3 protein-coding genes and 1 pseudogene are annotated in these 2,253 nt (G+C 64.4%); all 4 read left to right on the forward strand.

All coding sequences use genetic code 11. The features are described 5' to 3' along the window. Positions 1-103 (forward strand): annotated as a pseudogene (locus A6M56_RS18780) (recombinase XerC); the annotation flags it as partial. 46 nt (positions 104-149) lie between these two features. Further along, entirely contained in the window at positions 150-1,352 is a 1,203-nt protein-coding gene (locus tag A6M56_RS18785; RefSeq protein WP_286758321.1) for a class I SAM-dependent rRNA methyltransferase, read from the forward strand. 137 nt (positions 1,353-1,489) lie between these two features. Then, positions 1,490-1,915: a Fur family transcriptional regulator gene (locus A6M56_RS18790; RefSeq protein ID WP_286758323.1), complete on the forward strand. Its 426-nt coding sequence runs from the start codon at positions 1,490-1,492 to the stop codon at positions 1,913-1,915. A gap of 4 nt (positions 1,916-1,919) precedes the next feature. Then, positions 1,920-2,253 (forward strand): CobW family GTP-binding protein (locus A6M56_RS18795; protein WP_286758322.1); only part of this gene is annotated, 334 nt, incomplete at its 3' end.

The raw sequence follows: 2,253 nt of genomic DNA on the forward strand, positions 1-2,253 counted from the left end.
GATCGCCGCCACCCAGGTGTACACTTCGCTGGATTTCCAGCGGCTGGCGCAGGTGTACGACGCCGCGCACCCGCGCGCGAAAAAGGTCAGCACGGACAAGTAAGCGCTGTTCGCAGCGCATTCATCATCGCGCATTTGTTATCGATATCATGCTCACCATTACTCTCAAGCCCGGCAAGGAAAAAAGCCTGCTGCGCCGCCACCCCTGGATCTTCCCGACCGCGATCGACCGCATCGACGGCAAGGCGGAGGAAAAAAACCGGCCGGGCGCGACCGCCATCGTGCAATCCGCCTCCGGCCAGTTCCTGGCGCGCGCCGCATTCAGCCCGCACTCGCAGATCCGGGCGCGCGTCTGGAGTTTCGACGAGAACGAACCCGTCGATCATGCGCTGATCAAGCGCCGCGTGAAAAAAGCGCTGGCCTATCGCCGCTCCATGGTGAATGACACCGATGCGATCCGCGTCATCTTCGGCGAAGCCGACGGCTTTCCGGGGCTGGTGGCGGACTGGTACGGCGGCGCCGCAGGGCACGTGGTGTGCCAGTTCCAGTCGGCCGGCGTGGAAGCGTGGAAGGCGCCGATCGTGCAGGCGCTGATTGCGGAGAGCGGCTGCCCGAACGTGTACGAGCGGTCGGACGCCTCGGTGCGCGAACGCGAAGGCTTGCCGCTGGTGACCGGCGTGCTGGCCGGCAGCGAGCCGCCGGAGGAAACGCTGGTGACGGAAAACGGCGTGCGCTACGCGGTCGACATCCGGAACGGGCACAAGACCGGCTTCTACATCGACCAGCGCGACAACCGCCGGCTGGTGATGGAGCATGCGGCGGGGCGCGATGTGCTCAACTGCTTCTGCTACACCGGCGGCTTTTCGCTGGCGGCGCTGAAAGGCGGCGCCGCCAGCGTGATCTCGATCGACTCGTCGGGCGAGGCGCTCGCCATCGGCCAGCGCAACGTCGCGCTCAACGGCTTCGACGCCGCCCGCGCCGAATGGCGGGATGCCGACGTGTTCAAGACGCTGCGTTCGCTGCGCGAACAGGGCAAGTCGTTCGATCTGATCGTGCTCGACCCGCCCAAGTTCGCCTCCTCCCCCGCCCAGGTGGAGCGCGCGGCGCGCGCCTACAAGGACATCAACCTGCTCGGCTTCCAGCTGCTGCGGCCGGGCGGATTGCTGTTCACCTACTCGTGCTCGGGTGCGATCAGCGCCGACCTGTTCCAGAAAATCGTCGCCGGCGCCGCCAACGACGCCAGGACCGATGCCTTCATCCTGCGGCGGCTGTCGGCCGGCATCGACCATCCGATGACGACCAGCTTCCCGGAGGGCGAATATTTGAAGGGATTGATGCTGCAAAAACCTTGATTTAATGGCAATTTTTGCAGCCCGATAGCAAGTCGGTCATAATTCCCGCTCCTGTTTTTCACAGCCTTGCTTCAATGAGCGTCAAAGCCAAACCGGCCGCCGCAGAACGCAGCGAGCGCCAGCTCGACGAACAGCGCATGCTGGCACTGGCGGAATCGCAATTGCGCAGCGCCTCGGTGCGCATTACCGCCTCGCGCGTGAAGGTATTGGCGGCGCTCCTGGGCGCGCAGCGCGCCTTTTCGCACCAGGACGTGCAGGATGCGTTCGCCGACATGGACCGCGTGACGCTGTACCGCGCGCTCGACTGCCTGACCGACGCCGGGCTGGCGCACAAGATCGCCGGCGACGACCGCGTGTTCCGCTACAGCGCCGGCGCCGAGCATCAGCCACACCATCAGCACGGCCATTTCAAGTGCACCCGCTGCACCAAGGTGTTTTGCCTGGACAGCATCGCAGAGGCCGGTCTGCTGCAAAACGCGTTGCGGGAGACTCTTGGAAAAGGCTTCCGCAGCCACGATATTGAATTCACCATTAAAGGATGGTGCGCCGACTGCGCACAATAAAAACATGGCACTTGTCCCCGCAACCATACTGACCGGCTTTCTCGGCGCCGGCAAGACCACCCTGCTCAACCGCATCCTGCGCGAGCCGCACGGCTACCGGATCGCGGTGATCGAAAACGAGTTCGGCCAGGAGAACATCGACAATGAAATCCTGGTCCAGGACAGCAACGAGCAGATCGTCGAGATGAGCAACGGCTGCGTATGCTGCACGGTGCGCGGCGACCTGATTGTCGCCCTGTCCACGCTGGCGCAAAAGCGCAATGCGGGCGAGCTGCAGTTCGACCGCGTGGTGATCGAAACCACCGGCCTGGCCAATCCGGGGCCGGTGGCGCAGACCT

The organism is Ralstonia sp. RL (assembly GCF_001683835.1).
Classification (GTDB): Bacteria; Pseudomonadota; Gammaproteobacteria; order Burkholderiales; family Burkholderiaceae; genus Ralstonia; species Ralstonia mannitolilytica.